Raw genomic sequence first — 18,659 nt, 5'->3', positions numbered from 1 at the left:
CTTCGAGAACTCCGGGGATCAGCCCTTAGCCCTCGATCCTCGAAAAATCCGCGACGTTGTGCACTGCAGCACGGAATCGATCAAGCAAGGCAAGCCTTGAATGGCGCTTGACCCGATCGCTGTCGTTGACGATAACCTGCTCAAAAAACGCGTCTATCGGCGCGCGGAGCGATGCCAGCGCGGTCATCGCGGCGGCGAAATCTTCCGCCGCCACGGCGCGGGCAACTTCGGGCTCGGCGGCCGTTACCGCAGACATGAGCGCCTGCTCGGCGGGTTCGGCCGCGTAAGGCAACACATCGTCGCCCGCATGGCGGTCCGCCATCTTGGCGGCAATGACTGGCGCGAGATCGGGATCGTCGACCATGGCGAGCGGATCTTCCTCGCCGGTGCGGGAGATTTCTCCCTCAACGCCGTGCCAGTCTTCCTTCTTGAGGATATTCGCCGCGCGTTTGTACCCGGCGAGCAGGTTCACGCCGTCGTCGGTCTGGACGAAAGCCTGAAGCGCATGGACGCGTGCCAGCAGCCGGACGAGATCGTCCTCACCGCCGAGCGCGAAGACCGCGTCGATCAGATCGTGGCGGACGCCGGCTTCCTTCTGCTGGACCTTGAGACGGTCCGCGAAGAAATCGAGCAGGTCGCCCTCGGCAACGCCGAAACGCAGCCCGTTGTCGGTGATGAGACGGATGATACCGAGCGCCGCACGGCGTAGCGCGAAGGGGTCCTTCGAGCCGGTCGGCTTCTCGTCGATCGCGAAGAAGCTGCGGAGCGTATCCAGCTTGTCCGCCAGCGCGACAGCCACCGTTACCGGCGCGGTGGGGACTTCGTCGCCCTGCCCGACCGGCTTGTAGTGATCGCGAATGGCATCGGCCACGGCGTTCGGCAGACCTTCGGCACGGGCGTAATATCCGCCCATAAGCCCCTGAAGTTCAGGAAATTCTCCGACCATCTCGGTGACGAGATCGGCCTTGCAGAGTTCGGCAGCCTGACGCGCCAGTGCCGGATCGCAATTCGGGACGATGCCTTCGCTCGCCAGCCATTCCGCCAGCTTGGCCACGCGCTCGACCTTGTCGGCGACGGTGCCCAGCTTCTCATGGAAGGTGATACGGGCCAGCTTCTCTGCCTGAGCCGAGAGCGGCGTCTTGCGGTCCTGCTGCCAGAAGAAGTGCGCGTCCGACAGACGCGCCGCCAGCACCTTGCGGTTCCCGTCGACGATCGCCACACCGCCATCGGTAGCGGCAATATTTGCCGTACAAATGAAAGCGTTGGCGAGCGAACCTGCGGTATCTTCGCAGACGAAATACTTCTGGTTCACACGCGCGGTGAGCTGGATCGTCTCAGGCGGAACTTCAAGGAAGTCCTCCTCGAAACGGCCGAGCAGCGGCACCGGCCATTCGGTGAGGCCTGCGTTCTCGATGACGAGGCCTTCATCCTCGACCAGCACGAGCCCGGCAGCCACAGCCGCCTCGCGCGCCTTGGTGCGGATGATGTCCTGTCGTTCCTCGTGGTTCACGAGGACGTGAGCGAGGTGCAGCTTGTCTGCATAGTCATGCGCGCCGCCGATGGTGATCTCGCCGGGTGCGTGGAAACGGTGGCCGAGCGTCACAAAGGACGACTGGATGCCGCCCACTTCGCAGGCCACAAGCTCTTCACCAAAGATCGCAACGATGCCCGAGAGCGGACGCACCCAGCGCAGCGATTCGGTGGAGATCGAGGCCGCGCCCCAACGCTGTGACTTGGGCCAGGGGAAGTTGCGGATGATCGAAGGGATCACTTCGGCAAGAACCTCGGCCACGGCGCGGCCCGGCTTCTCGACGACGGCAAAGTACGTGTCCTTGCCCTTGAGATCGCGGACTTCGAGCTGGTCCTTGGTGAGGCCCGTCTTGCGCAGGAAGCCTTCAAGCGCCTGTTCCGGCGCGCTGGTGGCCGGACCCTTGGTTTCCTCGTGCACGGCTTCGGTCGCCAGCGGCAGCCCGCGCGCGATCAGCGCGAGGCGGCGCGGGGTGGACCAGACGGTCACTTCACCCACGGTGACGCCCGCCGCCGCCATGTCCTTGCGGAACAGCTTTTCCAGATCGGCGCGCGCGCCGGCCTGCATGCGGGCCGGAATTTCCTCCGAGCGGAGTTCGAGAAGGAAGTCGGTCATACGGTCCACCCCGGGAACTTGGCTTCCCATTCGGCCTTGTTTTTCTCGATCCACGCCTCGCACGATCCCTTGGCGAGATCGCGCACGCGGCCGATGTAGCTGGCGCGTTCCTGTACGGAGATCACGCCGCGCGCCTGAAGCAGGTTGAAGAGGTGGCTCGCTTCGATCGCCTGATCGTAAGCCGCGAGCGGGATTTCCGCCTCGATGCAGCGCATGCATTCGGCCTCTGCGGCCTTGAAGCCCGCGAACAGCGCCTCGGTATCGGCGATCTCGAAGTTGTACTTCGACATCTGCTGCTCGTTGGCGAGGAACACGTCGCCGTAGCTCACGCCTTCGTTGTTGAAGCGCAGGTCGTAAACGCGGTCCACGCCCTGGATATACATGGCAAGGCGCTCAAGCCCGTAGGTAAGCTCACCGGCGACCGGCTTGCAGTCGAAACCGCCAACTTGCTGGAAATAGGTGAACTGCGTCACTTCCATGCCGTCGCACCAGACTTCCCAACCAAGGCCCCAGGCGCCCAGCGTGGGGCTTTCCCAGTCGTCCTCGACGAAGCGGATATCGTGCGCCAGCGGATCCACGCCGATCGCCGCGAGGCTCTGGAGGTAGAGTTCCTGAAGGTTGTCCGGATTCGGCTTCAGGATCACTTGGTACTGGTAATAGTGCTGAAGGCGGTTCGGGTTCTCGCCGTAACGGCCGTCGGTCGGGCGGCGGGAGGGCTGCACATAGGCGGCCTTCCACGGCTCGGGCCCGAGCGCGCGCAGCGTCGTGGCGGGGTGGAACGTACCTGCGCCCATGCGCATGTCGTACGGTTGAAGGATGAGGCAGCCCTGCTTGCTCCAGAAATCATGGAGCGTCAGGATCATGTCCTGGAAGCTGAGCGGCTGTTTGGCGGCGGTCGACATCGAAATCCCGTCAAAACTCTTGGCTGCGCGGCCTTTGGCGGATCGAACCCGGCAAATCAACCGCACAAAAAGACCGTCTGGTGACTGGGAGCGCTACCCTGAGGCAGTCGGGGCCGCTAATGGGCCTGGCGGCGGCCTGTTAATGCGCCGTTTGTCCCTCCCCCTTCATGGAACGGCGATGCGAATCCTCCGAAAGTCCCGCCTTCGCCTTCTCGCAGCCGCACTTGGCCTCTGCGTCGCCGCGCCCACGCTGGCGCGGGATGAAGCCCCCGCGCGCCCCGCCATGTGGAAGATCGAGGACAAGGACACCACGATCTACCTCTTCGGCACGATCCATATCCTGCCCGAGGACACTCACTGGTTTGCCGGTCCGGTGAAGAAAGCCTTCGATTCGTCCGACCTGCTGGTGACCGAGACGCTGGTCGATTCGCCCGAATCGTTGCAAAAGCTGTTCATCGAAAAAGGCATGCGCGCCGATGGGACCACCCTGCGGGCCAGCCTTGCGCCCGAGGAACGCGCCGCGTTCGAGAAAGCGGTTGCCGGAATGGGGCTGCCCGCGGAGACCTTCGATCCCTACGAAGCATGGTACGCGGGGCTGCTGCTTTCGCTCCTGCCGCTGAAGGCGGCGGGATACGACAAGGCCAATGGCGTCGAAACGCTGATCGATGCCAAGGCGGCCGAAGAGCACAAGGCGCGTAAAACGCTGGAAACGCCCGAGTACCAGATCGAACTGTTCGACAGCATGCCGGTCGAGAGCCAGAACCGCTATCTGGGCGAAGTGCTGGACCAGCTTCCAACGCTGCGCGAGGACGTGACCAAAGTGGTTGCCGCATGGAAAAGTGGGCGCCCCAACGAACTCGCCAAGCTGCTCAATGAGGACGAATCGGACGAGGCCATGCGCAAGGCCTTCATCACCAACCGCAATCAAGCCTGGGCCAAATGGCTCGAAGCGCGCATGGCCGTGCCGGGCACGGTGTTCGTTGCTGTCGGCGCCGGACATCTGGCCGGGGAAGGCAGCGTGCAGGATGAACTGGCCAAAGTTGGAATCAAGGCAACAAGGGTTCAATAACAAGACGATGCGTTGGTTTCTTGCCATCTGGTCGAGCCTCCTGCTCGCCGCCTGCGCCCAGCAGCCGGAGCCCGCCAATCCGGCGCTCTGGCACATCGAAGGGCCGCATGGCGAGCAAGGCTGGCTGTTCGGCACGATCCACAGCACCCCGCACCCCTTTGCGTGGCAGACCCTTGCCGTGCGCAAAGCGTTGGCAGCGTCGGACACGATCATGGTGGAAGTAGGCAACCTTGCGGACGAAAAAGCCGTCGCAGCCACTTTCGTAAGGCTTGCCAAGAGTGATGGGCAACCTCCTCTTTCACAACGCATATCTCCCGAAGAACGCCCTGCCCTTGCCGCGCTACTCAAGCGTGGCGGTTATTCCGATGGCGACTTCGCGCAGCTTGATACCTGGGCAGCCGCCCTCACACTGGCGCGGATCGGTGCGAGCGATGACGATGCCCGCAACGGCGTCGACCGAGGGGTAATGGATGAAGCCGGCAGCCGGCCCATCGTCGAACTTGAAGGCGCCGAACGCCAGCTTGGCCTGTTCGACAGCCTGCCCGAGACCGACCAGCGCGACCTTCTGGCCGCCGTCGTCACCGACCAGCAGAGCGACGACGACACCCGGCTCGCCGACAGCTGGCGCAAGGGCGATATGGCGGCGATCGAGAAGGAAACCCGGCGCGGCATGCTGGCCGACCCGGAACTGCGCGCCGTGCTCTTCACCGGCCGCAACCGGGACTGGACCGACAAGATCGCCGCCGCCATGCAGGAAGGACGGCGCCCCTTTGTCGCCGTAGGCGCGGCGCATATGGCCGGGACGGAGGGCCTGCCCGCCATGCTTGCCGCGCACGGCTTCACCGTCACGCGCGTGGAGTGACCGCCTCACCCTGCCGCGCTTGCATTTCCGCCGCTTTCCCATTAAGGGCGCGCGCTTCCCGTCATGGTCATCCCTGGAGGCGTGGCGGGACGGTGCGGGCCGATGAGCGGTTCGATACCGAACTTTATCCAGTTTCTGAAAGGCAAGTCCTATGAGCGATACGCTTAACCTGCCGGCCGAGACGCGTGAACGGGCTGGCAAGGGAGCCTCCCGTGCTCTGCGTCGTGATGGCCGCGTTCCCGCCGTCGTCTACGGTGGCAACGAAGAACCCCTCGCGATCCACGTCGAGGAAAAGGAGCTGACCCGTCAGCTCATGACCGGCCATTTCTTCAACTCGATCATCGAGGTCGAAGTTGACGGCAAGAAGCTGCGCACGCAGCCCAAGGACGTTGCCTTCCACCCGGTCTCCGACCGTCCGCTCCACGCCGACTTCCTGCGCGTCGTCAAGGGCGCAACCGTGCACGTCAACGTGCCGGTCGTCTTCGCGAACGAAGACGCCTCGCCGGGCCTGAAGCGCGGCGGCGTGCTCAACGTCGTCCGCCACGACCTCGAACTGGTCTGCGACGCCGAGAAGATCCCGCACGAGATCGCTATCGACGTGACCGGCTTCGAAGTGGGCGAATCGATCCATATCAGCCACGTCAAGCTTCCGGCCGGTGCCGAGAGCGCGATCACCGACCGCGATTTCACCATCGCGACGATCGCTGCTCCTTCGGCTCTGAAGAGCTCGGAAGGCGATACGGCCAAGACCGACGCCGAGTAATCGGACGGTTCCAGATTGGCCCCTCCCGCCCCGGCACGTCCGGCGCGCGGGAGGGGCCTTTCGCTTTTCTGGGCCCCTCTTCCCGAGATCGGCCCTTTTTCAGGATCAGCTAAGCCATGCAGCTATGGGTCGGCCTCGGTAACCCCGGACCGCAATATGCGATGAACCGCCACAACGTCGGCTTCATGGCGGCAGATGCGATTGCCGAGATCCATCGCTTCGGCCCGGTCCAGAAGAAATTCCAGGGCTGGCTTCAGGAAGGCCGCATCGGCACGCAGAAGGTGCTGCTGCTCAAGCCCGCGACTTTCATGAACGAGAGCGGCCGCGCAGTCGGTGAAGCCATGCGCTTCTACAAGCTGGCCGTTTCCGACCTTACCGTGTTCCATGATGAACTCGATCTGGCGCCGTTCAAGGTCAAGGTGAAGCAGGGCGGCGGGCATGCCGGGCACAATGGCCTGCGCTCGATCGACCAGCATCTTGGCCCCGATTTCCGTCGCGTTCGCCTTGGCATCGGCCATCCCGGCCACAAGGACCGCGTGCATGGCTATGTGCTGGGCAACTACGCCAAGGCGGAGATGGACCCGCTTGCCGGCATGCTCGGCGCCGTCGCCGCCGAAGCCGATCGCCTTGCTGCCGGTGACGACGTGCGCTTCATGAACGACGTGGCTTTGCGTCAGCAAGACTGATCGCGGCGCCAGACTCGCTATCCGCCGCGACTGGCGCTAAGGCGCGGCCAATCATTTATTCCGGAGTTACACATGGGTTTCCGTTGCGGAATCGTGGGCCTGCCCAATGTCGGCAAGTCGACCTTGTTCAATGCGCTCACCGAGACGCAGGCAGCGCAGGCGGCCAACTATCCCTTCTGCACGATCGAGCCCAATGTCGGCCAGGTCGGCGTGCCCGATCCGCGTCTCGACAAGCTGGCCGCGATCGCAGGTTCTGCCAAGATCATCCCGACCCAGCTGTCCTTCGTGGACATCGCCGGTCTGGTGCGCGGCGCCTCGAAGGGTGAAGGCCTGGGCAACCAGTTCCTCGGCAACATCCGCGAGGTGGATGCCGTCATCCACGTCCTGCGCTGCTTCGAGAACGACGACATCCAGCATGTCGACAACAAGGTCGATCCCATCGCGGATGCCGAGACGGTCGAGACCGAGCTGCTGCTCTCCGACCTCGAAAGCCTCGAAAAGCGCGTTCCCGCCGCCCAGAAGAAGGCCGCGCAGGGAGACAAGGAATCGAAGATCATCGCTTCGGTTCTGGGTCAGGCGCTGGAACTGCTGCGCGAAGGCAAGCCCGCGCGCCTCACCCAGCCCAAGGACGAAGATGAAGCCCGCGTGTTTGCGCAGGCTCAGTTGCTGACGGCCAAGCCGGTGCTCTACGTCTGCAACGTCGAGGAAGAAGCCGCCGCCGAAGGCAACGAATTCTCCGCCCGCGTCTTCGAGAAGGCCAAGGCCGACGGCGCCACTGCCGTCATCGTTTCGGCCGCGATCGAATCGGAACTCGTCGGCATGGAAGCCGAAGAGCGCATGGTCTTCCTTGAGGAAATGGGCCTGCACGAGACCGGCCTCGCGCGGATCATCCGCGCCGGTTACGACCTTCTGCACCTGCTCACCTTCTTCACCGTCGGCCCCAAGGAAGCGCGGGCATGGACCGTACACCAGGGCGCCAAGGCTCCCGAAGCGGCGGGCGAGATCCACTCGGACATGCAGCGCGGCTTCATTCGCGCCGAGACCATCGCCTATGAGGACTACATCGCCCTGAACGGCGAAGCAGGCGCCAAGGAAGGCGGCAAGCTGCGTCAGGAAGGCAAGGAATACGTCGTGCACGACGGCGACGTCATGCACTTCAAGTTCAACGTCTGACCCCTTATCCGGCGCGGGGCTTCTGTCCCGCGCCGGATCCTTGCGTATCCTCGAATGATTCGAGGATGGGACATGGCCCCTCATCGGAACCCGCGCATTCCCGGGCCAGACGGCGCAGCGATCGGCGCGCCGCTTCCAGTTCCGCGATCTCGCGGTCCAGCGCTGCCAGACGCACTTGCGCCATTTCCCGCGCCCTTGGCCGATCTCCGGTGTGATCGAGGCTGATCAGTTCGGCGATCTCATCAAGGATGAACCCCGCCGCCTTGGCCGAACGGATGAACCGCAGGCGCCGCACGTCCTCTTCGCCGTAATGCCGCCCGCCCCGACCGCCGCCGGTTCGCGCGGGCCGGGGATCGAACAACAGTCCCTTGCGCTGGTAGAACCGCACCGTCTCGACACCTACACCGCTCGAACGCGCCAATTCGGAAATCGTCAGGGCCATGCTTGACTCCGTACCATGGTACGGAAGGTATAGCCTCTTTCCATGACGCAGCAACCGACCGGAAAGCCGACCGCGGTACTCCACCGCATGGTCATCGACAGGCACCCTTGTCCCTGGGGCCTGAAGTCGAAGCACTTGCTTGAAAGACTGGGCTACGCGGTCGAGGACCACTGGCTCACCACGCGCGAGCAGACGGATGCCTTCAAGGCCGCGCAAGGCGTTTCCACCACGCCGCAGACTTTCATCGGCGGTGAGCGTATCGGCGGTTACACCGATTTGCGCGCCCGCGTCGGCCTCAGGGTCCACGATCCCAAGGCGAAGAGCTATCGGCCGGTCCTTGCCGTCTTCGCCACCGGACTGGGCCTTGCCGCGGCGGCGAGTTGGGCAGCCTTTGGTACCCCGTTCACCTTGCGCACGGCGGAGTGGTTCGTCTCGATGACGATGATGCTGCTCGCCATGCTCAAGCTGCAGGACATCGAGCAGTTTTCGACGATGTTCCTCGGCTACGACCTCTTGGCCATGCGCTTCGTGCCTTATGCCTATGCCTATCCGGTGCTCGAATTTCTGACCGGAGCGTTGATGACGGCGCATGCCCTGCCGTGGCTTTCGATCCCGGTCGGCCTCGTGATCGGCAGCATCGGCGCGGTCTCGGTGTTCTATGCGGTCTATATCCAGAAGCGCGATCTCAAGTGCGCCTGCGTCGGCGGCTCGGGCGCAGTGCCGCTGGGTTTCGTCTCGCTGACCGAGAACCTGTTCATGGTCGCCATGGCGCTCTGGATGCTCGCACGAATGGGCTGAGCCGACATCGACCTGTCATCACTTCGCGGCTAGGGCGCGCGGATATGAAACGCTTTCTCCTGCAGTTGGGGGCCTGCCTTGCCCTCCCCCTTTCCGCCGCCTCCCTTCCCGCAGCGGCCCAAAGCGCTCCGCCTGCCGCCGAAGTCCGGACGCCCGTCACGATCCTCGTCTCGATCGACGGTTTCCGCGCCGACTATCTCGATCGCGGAATCACCCCCAATCTCTCGGCTCTTGCCGCGCAGGGAATCAGCGCCTCGATGCACCCCGCGTTCCCGAGCAAGACCTTCCCCAATCACTGGACGCTGGTGACCGGCAAAGTGCCCGACCACCACGGCATCGTCGCCAATCGCTTCGAAGACCCTGCGCGTCCGGGCGAAGTCTTCACGATGGCGAGCGACGATCCCTTCTGGTGGAACGCCGCCGAACCGATCTGGGTAACGGCGGAAAAGGCCGGGATCCGCACAGCCACGATGTTCTGGCCCGGCTCGAACGTCGCCTGGGGCGGCCACCATGTTAAAAAGCCATGGGCCGAGGACGTGGGCGGCATGCGCGCGTCCGACTGGCAGCAATACAATCAGGCCGTCACCCCCGTGCAACGCGTGGCGGCCGTGATCGACTGGCTGCGACGCCCTGCCGCGACCCGCCCGCGACTGGTGACGCTCTATTTCGATCAGGTCGACACCGCCGGTCACCGCTACGGCCCCGTCGATCCGCACACCGATGCCGCGATTGCCGATGCCGACAGCGATATCGGCCTGCTCGTCTCCCAACTGCGCGAACTGGGTCAGCCGGCCAATCTCGTGATCGTCGCCGATCACGGCATGGCCGCCACCTCCAGCGAACGCACGATCGCGCTCGACAAAGTGGCCGACCCGAAGCTCTACGAACTGGGCGACACCGGCCCCTTCGCCACGATCACCCCCGTCAAGGACAAGGAAGCCATGGTGGCAGCGGCCCTGCTCAAACCCCATGACCACATGCAGTGCTGGCGGCGTCAGGATATTCCCGCTCGCCTCCGCTACGGCAGCAATCCGCGCATCGCGCCGTACTTCTGCCTTGCCGAAACCGGTTGGGGAATCGCCGCCACCGCGCCGACCAAGGTCGAGAGCGGCGGATCGCATGGCTTTGATAACGCCGCGCCCGAAATGGCCGCGCTGTTCGTAGCGGCGGGCCCGGCGATTCGCCCGGCGGGCAAGCTGCCCGCGTTCGACAATGTGGATGTCGCCCCACTGCTGCGCGACTTGCTCGCCCTGCCGCAGGCGAGCGACGGCGATGGGGACGATGCCCCGTTCCGTCCGCTACTGACAACGAAGTAGCCGAGCTTTCCCCGCCTGCCGGTCAATCGGGGGCGGGGGTACTCGGGGCCTCCTCGGGGCCGCTCCTGCACGTCACTTCGCCGTCCGCCAGGAAGGCCACGCGCTCCTGCGAATCGTGCAGCACCAGTCGCGCCGGCCAATGCGTATTGTCCGAACCACCGGCTTTATCGGGCAGGCTGACAAGGTCGACCCAAGTTGAGAGTCCGACGTAAGTTGCCCGCGCATTGCCCGGAAGTTGCGCGCTTTCCAGCTTCGCGGCGTAGCGCTTGAGGTCGCCCTCGATGCGCATGAAGCCTTCTTCGGCATTGGCGATGAAGAGCGGATCGGCATCCCCCTGCTTGCGGAAGGTGCAGCCGGGCTTGTCGAGTCCGTAGCGGTCGATATCGATCCGGGTGATGGGCTTGGGGAGGATCGGCTTGAACGGTTCCTTGCTCATCCGTTCGACCATCGCGATGTCGTGCGCATCCTCGGCGTCCTTGCGGGCCGGGCTTCCCTGACCGCAGGCCGCGAGGGAAGCCAGCAGGCTCATGGTAAGGCCCATCGCGGGGCCCATGCCGGGGATTGTGCGCGGCGTCATTTTCGTCCGAAGAGCTTCTCGATATCCTGGTTGGCCAGTTTAACCCACGTAGGGCGGCCATGGTTGCATTGGCCCGAACGCGGCGTGCGCTCCATTTCGCGCAGCAGTGCATTCATCTCGGCAACCGAGAGCGAGCGCCCAGCCCGCACCGAGCCGTGGCAGGCCATCGTCGCCAGCACCAGATCGAGCCTTTCGCCCAGCAGCAATGCATCGCCGTTCTTGGCAAGATCGTCGGCTACGTCGCGGACCAGCGCATGTACATCGCTCTTGCCCAGCACCGATGGCACCGCGCGCACCAGCATCGCGGAGGGCCCGAAGCGTTCTAGCGAGAGGCCGTAGCGGGCCAACTCAGCGATCTTGTCTTCCAGCGCGTCGCAGGCGGCCTCTTCCAGTTCGACCACTTCGGGCAGCAACAGGGCCTGGCTGCGCACCATGGCTTCCTCGGCACCGGCGGCCTTGAGCCGTTCGAGCACGAGGCGTTCGTGCGCGGCATGCTGGTCGACGATGACGAGACCGTCCTCGGCCTCGGCCACGATATAGGTGCCTGCCACCTGCCCGCGCGCAACGCCCAGCGGATAGCTGACCGCCTCATCCGCATCCTCGGGCGCGGGTTCGGCGCGGCCCGAGGGCTCGGCCATCATTTCCGCCTCGTAGGAGCGCCAGACAGCTCCGGCTTCGGCCACACGCGGCGCCATCGGACGACTCGGAGTAGGCGCATATTGCCGCGCGAAGAGCGAACCCAGAGCCGGGGCGGGCTCGGGCGCCACCGGTTCGACCTGCCACATGTTCATGGCGGCGGCCTGCGGGGGCTGCGCGCTTTTCTGCCCGGCCGATTCGAGCGCATGGCGCAGCGCGCCCACAAGGAAGCCGCGAATAAAGGCGGGATCGCGGAAGCGCACCTCGGTCTTGGCCGGATGGACGTTTACGTCGACTTCCTCAGGTGGAATCTCAAGAAATAGCGCCAGCACGGCATGCCGGTCGCGCGCCAGCATGTCCGAATAGGCACCGCGCACCGCGCCCACCAGCAGGCGGTCCTTCACCGGCCGCCCGTTGACGAACAGGTACTGATGATCGGCAACGCCGCGATTGTAGGTCGGCAGGCCCGCGACACCCGTAAGCCGCGCGGAACCGCGCTCGGCATCGATCAGCACGCCATCGTCAGCCAGTTCGCGGGCAACGAGCCGCGCGACGCGCGACGCCAGTTCCTCGCGCGGCTGTACCGCCAGAACGCGGCGTCCTTCGTGCTCCAGCGTGAAGCCTATGTCGGGCCGGGCCATGGCAAGGCGGCGAACCACGTCCTGGCAAGCGGCATATTCGGACCGCGGCGAGCGCAGGAACTTGCGGCGCGCGGGCACTTTGCCGAACAGATCCTCGACCCGGATGCGGGTTCCCGGCGGCAGCGCGGCAGGCGAATCCACGGCGACCACGCCATGATCGACCACCCGCTTCCAGCCTTCGGAGGCATCGTGTGGGCGGCTTTCGATGGTCAGCCGCGCCACCGAGCCGATCGAGGGCAAGGCCTCGCCCCGGAAGCCAAGCGTCGTCACCAGCTCGATCGCCTCGTCGGGCAATTTCGATGTCGCGTGGCGTTCCAGCGCCAAGGCGATCTCGTCAGGCCGCATGCCGCAGCCGTCGTCCGTCACCTCGATCATGTCGAGCCCGCCTGAGGCCAGACGCACGGTGATCTCGGTCGATCCCGCGTCAATCGCGTTTTCGACCAGTTCCTTGAGCGCCGAAGCGGGTCGCTCGACAACCTCGCCCGCGGCGATGCGGTTCACAAGGTGCTCGGGAAGGCGGCGGATCGTGGGCATTTTCAGGTCTCTGGTTCGGCAGCGGAGGGGTGCTTCGCAGGGCGGTTCCATCGGGTCCGGCGCCGCATTCACGAACTGTTCCAGTCCCTAGCGACGAAGCGCGGGGATTTCGAGACAGGCCCCTGCGGATTCCCCCCAAAAAACGACACAAAATTTTGGCGTTTCGCAAATCGATGGTCTAAGGGGCTCACTCTCCTTCAAACAAGCCGGCCACGCCGTCCCCTGACCGGGCGGCAAGCGGCCTGAAAGACAACGGATTACTGATGGCTTCGCTCGTCTCGCGATTCTTCAAGCTCGGCTCCCAGAACATGGCTATCGACCTGGGTACCGCCAATACGCTCGTCTATGTTCAGGATCGCGGCATCGTGCTGAATGAACCGTCGGTAGTCGCCATCGAGACGCTGAACGGCGTCAAGAAGGTCAAGGCCGTGGGCGATGACGCCAAGATGATGATGGGCAAGACGCCCGACAACATCGAAGCCATCCGTCCGCTGCGCGACGGTGTCATCGCCGACATCGAAATCGCGGAAGAGATGATCAAGCATTTCATCCGCAAGGTGCACGGCAAGAAGAACCTGTTCCGCTATCCGGAAATCGTGATCTGCGTGCCCTCGGGCTCGACCTCGGTCGAACGCCGCGCGATCCGTGACGCGGCCTCGAACGCCGGCGCCAGCCAAGTCTACCTGATCCTCGAACCGATGGCCGCCGCGATCGGCGCCGACATGCCGGTTACCGAACCGGTCGGCTCGATGGTGGTCGACATCGGCGGTGGCACCACCGAAGTCGCCGTGCTGTCGCTGCGCGGTCTGGCCTACACGACTTCGGTGCGTGTCGGCGGTGACAAGATGGACGAAGCGATCGTTTCCTACGTTCGCCGCCACCACAACCTTCTGATCGGCGACGCCACGGCGGAACGCATCAAGAAGGACTACGGCATCGCCACCATCCCGGCGGACGGGATCGGCGAAACCATCCACATCAAGGGCCGCGACCTTGTGAACGGCGTGCCGAAGGAAATCACCATCAGCCAGGCCAATGTTGCCGAGGCGCTGGCGGAACCGATCGGCGCGATCATCGAAGGCGTGCGCATCGCGCTTGAGAACACCGCTCCGGAACTCGCAGCCGACATCGTCGATCAGGGCATCGTGCTCACCGGCGGCGGCGCGCTGATCCAGGGCCTGGACGACTATCTGCGCGAAGAGACCGGCCTGCCGGTCAGCGTCGCCGAAGACCCGCTGTCCTGCGTCGCGCTCGGCACCGGCCGCGCGATGGAAGACCCGGTCTATCGCGGCGTGTTGATGTCCGCATAAGCGTTCGCGCGGGCGGCGCGGCCATGAGGGCTCGCGCCGCCCGCATTTGATTCCGGCGAAGGTTTCGTCGGCAAGGCCATTAACGGCGGTCCGTCCGCCCATTGTTCAGGAGTGCATGGCGCATGGCGCCGCCCGCAAACAGGCGCTCCAGCTATTCGCGCAGGGCGCAATATTCCACTTTCCTGAGCTATTCTGCGGGCGTGCTGGGCGCGGTCGTGGGCATCGGCCTCGTGGTGGTCTCGCTGGTCAACCCCGACATGTTTTCCTCGCTGCGCGGTTTTGCCAGCGATGCGACCGAGCCAGCCAGCCAGGCTGCGGCCGGCGGGCGGGAACTCGGCCGCAACACCTTGGCCGAGATTTCCGGATTCCTGCATTCCGGCAGCGAGAACGCGCGCATCCGCCGCGAGCTTGACGAAGCCAAAGTGCGCCTCGTGCAGGCACAGGCCACCAATGCCGAGAACCAGCGCCTGAAAGCCCTGCTCGGCATTCGCGACGGTGATGCGACTCCGGTCGCGTTCTCGCGGCTGACCGCCTCCACCGGCGCCAGCACCCGTCGCTATGCGACGCTGGGCGCAGGCCGCGACAAGGGCGTGATCACCGGCATGCCGGTGCGCTCGCCAATGGGTCTGGTCGGGCGCGTGCTCGAAGTGGGCGCGTCAAGCTCGCGCGTGCTGCTGATTACCGACAGCGAGAGCCTTGTCCCCGTCCGCCGGGCGACCGACGGCGTCCCCGCCTTCGCGCAAGGCGCGGCCGACGGCACGCTGCGGATCCGCCTGATCAACCTCGGCATCAATCCGCTCAAGAAGGGTGACGTGCTCGTAACCTCGGGCTCGGGCGGTCTGTACCGGCCGGGAACGCCGATGGCGATCGTCACCGACCTGCTGCGCGACGGCGCCATGGCCCGTGTGCTCAGCAACCCCTCGGACACCGACTACGTCATGGTCGAAAGGGCATGGGCACCGCCTCCGCCGCCGCCGCCTGCGGTGAGCCCCGATGGCAAACCCTTGGGTAAGCGCTGATGTCGTTCAAGACAGCCCGTAACCACGCGCGGCGGAGCATCAACCGTGCGCCCTGGCCGCTGATGGCGCGCACGGTGCCGTGGCTGACGGTCCTGCTGGGATCGCTGGTTCCGTCCTGGCTGATGATCGCGTCCGCCCCGGTGATGCCGCCGATCGGCTACCTGATCTTCCTGTCCTGGCACCAGCTCCGCCCCGGACTTCTGCCGATCTGGGCGGGTCTGCCACTGGGTCTGTTCGATGACCTGTTCTCCGGCCAGCCCTTCGGCTGCGCGGTCTTGCTCTGGTCGGCCTCGTCGATCGTCCTCGATCTTGTCGAAAACCGTCTTCCCTGGCGCAATTTTGTCATCGAGTGGCTGATGGCAAATGGCCTGATCATCGCGTATATCGTGCTCTGCCTCGCTCTGGCCAATTTCGGCGGCGCGGCTTCCCCCATTCGTGTCATCGTGCCGCAGATCGTGATTGCCGTGCTCGCTTATCCGCTTGTTGGGCGCTTTGTCGCCATTTCCGACCGCTTCCGCCTGACCCCGTTCCTGGTCTCGCGATGAAGATCAACTTCCGGCGCCTCATTCAGCCGCGCCACGTCAGCGCCGGTACGCTGCGCAACAGCTTCGACCGGCGCAGCCTGGTCGTAGGCGGCATTCAGGGCGGCATCGGCGTGCTGCTGGCAAGCCGCATGGCCTACCTCGCGATCGGACAGAACGAGAAGTACAAGCTCGAAGCCGAGAGCAACCGCGTCAACCTCTCGCTGATCCCGCCACGCCGTGGCTGGATTCTCGACCGATTCGGCACCCCCCTCGCCTCCAATCGGGCCGACTTTCGCGTCGACGTGATTCCCGAGCGCATGGTGGACAGCGCCCACACGCTGGCGACGCTGGGCCAGTTGCTCAGCCTTACGCCGATCGCGATGCAGGATCTGGAAGACAAGATCGACAAGTCGCGCGGTTTCGCGCCTGTCGAAGTTGCCAGCGGCCTCGATTTCGAGCGGTTCGCCGCTGTCAGCGTGCGCCTGCCCGATCTGCCCGGCGTCGTCACGCAGCGCGGCTTTTCGCGCTATTATCCTACCGGATCCTCGGTCGGTCACCTGGTCGGCTATGTCGGCCCCGCTTCGGCAGAGGAATACGAGAAGGATCGCGATCCAGTCCTCATCACGCCGGGTTACAAGGTCGGCAAGGACGGGCTCGAAAAGTATTTCGAGAAGGATCTGCGCGGTAAACCGGGCGCCCGCCGAGTCGAAGTGACCGCCTCCGGTCGCATCGTTCGCGACCTCGACACGCGCGAGGACGTTCCGGGCAAAACCATCAAACTCACCATCGACGCCGGGCTTCAGGACTATGCCTCCCGGCGCATCGGCCTCGAATCGGGCTCGGTCGTGGTGATCGACTGCACCAATGGCGACATCCTGGCGATGGCCTCGATGCCCAGCTACGATCCCAACAGCTTCTCGGACGGCATCGGCCGCCTCGAATGGAAGATGCTGTCGGACGACGACCACGTGCCCTTGCGCAACAAGGTGCTGCGCGGCCTCTATCCGCCGGGTTCGACGGTAAAGCCGATGGTGGCGCTCTCGTTCCTCGAAGCCGGGCTCGACCCGAACGAATCGGTCGTCTGCAACGGCGGCCTGCGCGTGGGCAACCGCGTGTTCCACTGCTGGAACCACCACGGTCACGGCCAGGTCAACATGCTGAAAGGCATCTACCAGAGCTGCGACGTCTACTTCTACAACTTCGCCCAGCGCATGGGCATGGACCCGATCGCGGCGATGGCGCGCCGGCTTGGGCTCGGGCAGGAATTCCCGCTGCCGGTCAGCGGCCAGTCTTACGGTACCGTGCCCGATCCGGCCTGGAAGGAACGCAAGTACGGCAAGCCCTGGGCCGTGTTCGACACCGTCAACGCGACGATCGGTCAGGGCTACTTCCTGGTCAATCCGCTCCAGCAGGCGATGCAAGTCTCGCGAATCGCCAGCGGCAAGAAGCTGATGCCGCGCCTGATCCACGGCGCGCACGATGCGCCGCCCGAATCGCTCGGCGTCAAGCAAGAGCACCTTGACCTTATTCACTCGGCGATGAACGAAGTGGTCAACGGACGCGGTACGGCTGGCAAGGCACGTATTCCTATTCCCGGCGTGCTGATGGCGGGCAAGACCGGTACGGCGCAAGTCGTCGGTCTCAACTTCGGCAACGGCAAGGGCGGCCAGTGGAAGCATCGCGACCACGGCCACTTCATCTGCTTCGCCCCCTTCGACAATCCGCGTTATGCCATCGCCGTGGCTATCGAACATGGTGGTGGTTCGGGCGCGGCCTACCCCATCGCGCGTGACGTCATGACCTACCTGTGGGACAAGCAGAAGGCCATGGAGGTACTCGAAGGCTTCGAGAAGGACTGGGGCGGCACGGCGCAGCAGCGTCTTGAGGCGCGCTACCGCAAGTACGCCACCGAATATGGCGTGGGCGCGCCTGCAGTTTCGCCGGAGCAGGAGAACCTGGCCGTCCAGCAGGCCGAATCGACGGCGGAAGCACAGCAGCCGATCGTGCGCGACGCCCAGTCGCCCGCTCCCGAACCGGTGGCGGCTGACAATCCGGCGCCGCCCCCCTCGCCCGCGCCCGCCGCTTCTCCGTCCGCCGCTGCCGGTACCGTGCAAACTCCCGGAACTCCGCAATGAGCCGTACCATCGTCCCCGACACCATCGCCCGCCAGCCCTGGGGCATGCTGGTGCCGCTGATGGGGCTGGTTTCACTGGGTGCGGCGGTGCTCTATTCGGCCGCAGGCGGCAGCCTTCAGCCTTACGCACTCAGCCATGTGCTGCGATTTATCGTGTTTCTGGGCATGGCCATCGTGATCTCCCGCTTCAGCCGGGATTTCTTCCGCACGGTGGCCTATCCGCTCTACGGCGCCATCGTCATCCTGCTGGTGTTGGTCGAGGCGATCGGCGCTGTCGGTGGCGGTAGCCAGCGGTGGCTCAACCTTGGCTTCATGACGCTCCAGCCTTCGGAACTGATGAAACCGGCCATCGTGCTGGTGCTGGCGCGCTTCTACGAAACCCTGCCGCATGCGATGACGGCAAGCTGGCGCGGCCTCGTCCCGGCGGGCCTGCTCATCGTGCTGCCGGTCGCTTTCGTGGCGATCCAGCCCGACCTTGGCACCGCCCTCGCCATCTGTTTCGGCGGCGCAGTGACGATGTTCCTGGCGGGACTGCCGATGTGGTGGTTCGTCGGCGCGGGCCTCAGCGGACTGATCGCGGGCCCCATCGCGTTCTTCACGCTGCTGCACGACTACCAGCGCAACCGCGTGCTGACCTTCATGGATCCCGAAAGCGATCCGCTGGGCACCGGCTATCACATCACCCAGTCGAAGATCGCGATCGGATCCGGCGGCATTTTCGGCAAGGGATTCGGCAACGGGTCGCAGAGCCACCTGCAATACCTGCCTGAGCCGCATACCGACTTCGTCTTTGCCACCATGGCAGAGGAATGGGGCATGGTCGGCGGCTACTTCGTACTGTTCGTATTCGCGGTGGTGCTGACCTGGGGCACGCGAGTCGCCCGCAATGCGCCTGACCGCTTCTCCAGCCTGCTGGCTGCCGGCATGACCGCGACGATCTTCTTCTACGTCGCGATCAACCTGATGATGGTCATGGGCCTTGCCCCGGTGGTGGGAATCCCGCTGCCGTTCATGAGCCACGGCGGCACCTCCATGATGACCAACATGATCTGCATCGGCACGCTCATGGCGATCAACCGCTGGAGCAGCCGACCAAAAAGCATTTCCTGAAAAAATCTGAAACTACCCCC

General features: G+C 64.8%; 17 protein-coding genes. 12 read left to right on the top strand and 5 right to left on the bottom strand.

The features are described 5' to 3' along the window. Positions 1-25: 25 nt before the first annotated feature. Together glyS and EDF56_RS03460 are read right to left on the bottom strand one after the other, a co-directional pair. Positions 26-2,143, bottom strand: coding sequence for a glycine--tRNA ligase subunit beta (gene glyS / locus EDF56_RS03465; RefSeq protein ID WP_132385309.1), 2,118 nt, complete (start codon positions 2,141-2,143; stop codon positions 26-28). Then, on the bottom strand, positions 2,140-3,045 hold the full coding sequence (locus EDF56_RS03460; RefSeq protein ID WP_132385308.1) for a glycine--tRNA ligase subunit alpha: 906 nt from the start codon (positions 3,043-3,045) through the stop codon (positions 2,140-2,142). Before EDF56_RS03460 ends, glyS begins: the two co-directional genes overlap by 4 nt. Positions 3,046-3,223: 178 nt before the next feature. On the opposite strand from EDF56_RS03460, the gene EDF56_RS03455 reads away from it, so the two are divergent. From EDF56_RS03455 to ychF, 5 genes are all read left to right on the top strand, one after another. Further along, positions 3,224-4,114 (top strand): TraB/GumN family protein, encoded by an 891-nt coding sequence (locus EDF56_RS03455; protein WP_132385307.1) that lies wholly within the window; start codon positions 3,224-3,226, stop codon positions 4,112-4,114. 7 nt (positions 4,115-4,121) lie between these two features. Next, positions 4,122-4,976, top strand: a complete 855-nt coding sequence (locus tag EDF56_RS03450) for a TraB/GumN family protein (protein WP_132385306.1) — start codon at positions 4,122-4,124, stop codon at positions 4,974-4,976. A gap of 151 nt (positions 4,977-5,127) precedes the next feature. Next, positions 5,128-5,739 carry a 50S ribosomal protein L25/general stress protein Ctc gene (locus EDF56_RS03445; protein ID WP_132385305.1) on the top strand — a complete coding sequence of 204 codons (612 nt, stop codon included), beginning with the start codon at positions 5,128-5,130 and terminating at the stop codon, positions 5,737-5,739. Between the two features lie 116 nt (positions 5,740-5,855). After that, a complete protein-coding gene (pth, locus tag EDF56_RS03440) occupies positions 5,856-6,425 on the top strand; it encodes an aminoacyl-tRNA hydrolase (RefSeq protein ID WP_132385304.1) in 570 nt (189 codons plus the stop codon). A 72-nt stretch (positions 6,426-6,497) separates the two neighbouring features. After that, the gene (gene ychF, locus EDF56_RS03435; protein ID WP_132385303.1) at positions 6,498-7,598 is read left to right on the top strand and encodes a redox-regulated ATPase YchF; all 1,101 of its coding nucleotides are present in this window, start codon (positions 6,498-6,500) and stop codon (positions 7,596-7,598) included. A gap of 4 nt (positions 7,599-7,602) precedes the next feature. Here ychF and EDF56_RS03430 read toward each other — a convergent pair whose 3' ends face one another. Beyond that, positions 7,603-8,040: a MerR family transcriptional regulator gene (locus EDF56_RS03430; RefSeq protein ID WP_132385302.1), complete on the bottom strand. Its 438-nt coding sequence runs from the start codon at positions 8,038-8,040 to the stop codon at positions 7,603-7,605. A gap of 42 nt (positions 8,041-8,082) precedes the next feature. On the opposite strand from EDF56_RS03430, the gene EDF56_RS03425 reads away from it, so the two are divergent. Continuing rightward, positions 8,083-8,838, top strand: coding sequence for a glutaredoxin (locus EDF56_RS03425; protein WP_132385301.1), 756 nt, complete (start codon positions 8,083-8,085; stop codon positions 8,836-8,838). Positions 8,839-8,882: 44 nt separating this feature from the next. Further along, positions 8,883-10,154, top strand: coding sequence for an ectonucleotide pyrophosphatase/phosphodiesterase (locus tag EDF56_RS03420; protein WP_132385300.1), 1,272 nt, complete (start codon positions 8,883-8,885; stop codon positions 10,152-10,154). A gap of 22 nt (positions 10,155-10,176) precedes the next feature. Here the strand turns inward: EDF56_RS03420 and EDF56_RS03415 are convergent, their stop codons facing one another. Beyond that, positions 10,177-10,731, bottom strand: coding sequence for a hypothetical protein (locus EDF56_RS03415; RefSeq protein WP_243652361.1), 555 nt, complete (start codon positions 10,729-10,731; stop codon positions 10,177-10,179). Continuing rightward, the gene (gene mutL, locus EDF56_RS03410; protein WP_132385299.1) at positions 10,728-12,542 is read right to left on the bottom strand and encodes a DNA mismatch repair endonuclease MutL; all 1,815 of its coding nucleotides are present in this window, start codon (positions 12,540-12,542) and stop codon (positions 10,728-10,730) included. Before mutL ends, EDF56_RS03415 begins: the two co-directional genes overlap by 4 nt. A 263-nt stretch (positions 12,543-12,805) precedes the next feature. Between mutL and EDF56_RS03405 the strand changes: the two genes are divergently transcribed. The 5 genes from EDF56_RS03405 (at position 12,806) to rodA (ending at position 18,639) form a co-directional block, all read left to right on the top strand. Continuing rightward, entirely contained in the window at positions 12,806-13,852 is a 1,047-nt protein-coding gene (locus EDF56_RS03405) for a rod shape-determining protein (protein ID WP_132385298.1), read from the top strand. 122 nt (positions 13,853-13,974) lie between these two features. Then, positions 13,975-14,871 carry a rod shape-determining protein MreC gene (mreC, locus tag EDF56_RS03400; RefSeq protein WP_132385297.1) on the top strand — a complete coding sequence of 299 codons (897 nt, stop codon included), beginning with the start codon at positions 13,975-13,977 and terminating at the stop codon, positions 14,869-14,871. Then, positions 14,871-15,416, top strand: a complete 546-nt coding sequence (locus tag EDF56_RS03395; protein ID WP_243652360.1) for a rod shape-determining protein MreD — start codon at positions 14,871-14,873, stop codon at positions 15,414-15,416. Before mreC ends, EDF56_RS03395 begins: the two co-directional genes overlap by 1 nt. Continuing rightward, positions 15,413-17,530, top strand: coding sequence for a penicillin-binding protein 2 (gene mrdA / locus EDF56_RS03390; RefSeq protein WP_132385296.1), 2,118 nt, complete (start codon positions 15,413-15,415; stop codon positions 17,528-17,530). Before EDF56_RS03395 ends, mrdA begins: the two co-directional genes overlap by 4 nt. Then, the gene (gene rodA / locus EDF56_RS03385) at positions 17,527-18,639 is read left to right on the top strand and encodes a rod shape-determining protein RodA (protein ID WP_132385295.1); all 1,113 of its coding nucleotides are present in this window, start codon (positions 17,527-17,529) and stop codon (positions 18,637-18,639) included. The genes mrdA and rodA overlap by 4 nt, the downstream gene beginning before the upstream one ends. Positions 18,640-18,659: the final 20 nt, after the last annotated feature.

Source organism: Novosphingobium sp. PhB165 (assembly GCF_004341845.1).
Lineage (GTDB): Bacteria > Pseudomonadota > Alphaproteobacteria > Sphingomonadales > Sphingomonadaceae > Novosphingobium.
Note: the sequence above shows the minus strand (reverse complement) of the source record. Positions and strands in the feature narration are given on the sequence as shown.